The organism is Janthinobacterium sp. BJB401, from assembly GCF_013372745.1.
Classification (GTDB): domain Bacteria; phylum Pseudomonadota; class Gammaproteobacteria; order Burkholderiales; family Burkholderiaceae_D; genus Janthinobacterium; species Janthinobacterium rivuli.
The window spans coordinates 1-1,243 of record NZ_JABXFH010000119.1; the positions used below are offsets into that span (position 1 = coordinate 1).

Sequence of the window (1,243 nt, forward strand, 5' to 3'; positions counted from 1 at the left end):
GCGGTTCCACTCCACCAGCAACTGTTCGCGCTCCTGCGGCGGAAGCACCGAAATATCGCCGGCGCTCATGTCCGGCTGCGACCGCAGCGCCTGCACCAGGCCAGCCAGCGCCTGCTCCAGATAGGCGATGACCCGTGCCGGCGCCACGCCGTGCCCGGCCTGCATCCCTATCGAGAAGCCGTCGTCCAGGTCGTCGACCAAGGCAACCAGCGGATAATTGGTTCGCTCGCGCGCCTCCAGCAGCGTGATGCCGTGGCTTACCGCCTGCGTCTCGCCAGCATTGGAATGACGGTAGTTGAGCATGGCACTGAACAGCGGCACATTGCTTGCCAGTCCGCTGCAACGCTGCGCCAACGACAACGGCGCCTGTTCGTAGGTCAGCAGCTCGCGCAGCGCCGTTTCCGTCTGGCTCACCAGACTGTCCGCGCTGACGCCTTCCAGCGTCAAGCGCAGCGGCAGCGTATTAATAAACATGCCCAGCATATTGCGCGCACCCGCCGTCCCCTGCAGGCGGCCGGACAGCACGGTGCCAAACACCACGTCGCCGCGCGCGCTGCAGGCACCGACCACCAGTGCCCATGCCGCATGGAACAGCGTCGCCGGGCTGGTCTTGCGCTGTTTCGCTACTTGACGGATCGCATCGGCCAGCGCCGCGTCGAGCGTCCTGCGCTGCTCCGCTATCTGGTTGCCGTCGCCGTGGACGTTGAGCAGATTGAACGGCGCCGTCGGCTCGATCACATCGCCCAGCACCTTGCTGAAGTAGGCTTGCGCATCGTTGTTGCTGGCCTGGTGCAGCGCATGGGCCACGAATTGACGGTAGGGTACTGGAGGCGCGAGATCTTCGATGTCACCGGTGAGGTAAGCCTGCACTTCCAAGCCAAGCATGATCGACGAAGTCACGTCCTCGACCAAATGGTGGGCATGGAACAGCACATAGACCTTGGACGATTGCGGGGACTGCGCCGCGCATACGCGCAGCATCGGTGCCCCGGCGAGGTCCATATGCAGCTTGAAGCGAGAGGCAAGCACACTTCGCGCGTCGCTGTCGCCACCGCTGCCCAGCTCTATCATTTCGACGTCCAAATCGACCTGGCGATAGACGACCTGCACCGGAACACTCAGGTTCTCGGACAGGATCGCGGTGCGCAGCGCGTCATGCCGCGCGATGACCTTGCGCAGCGCTTCGATCAGCGCGTCGAACTGCGCACGCGAGTCAACCTCAAACAGCGATGGCAGCACATAA

At 63.9% G+C, this 1,243-nt stretch carries 1 protein-coding gene; it reads right to left on the minus strand.

The features are described 5' to 3' along the window. Positions 1-1,243: condensation domain-containing protein (locus HWE17_RS28435; protein ID WP_255206434.1), on the minus strand; the 1,243-nt coding region annotated here is incomplete at both ends.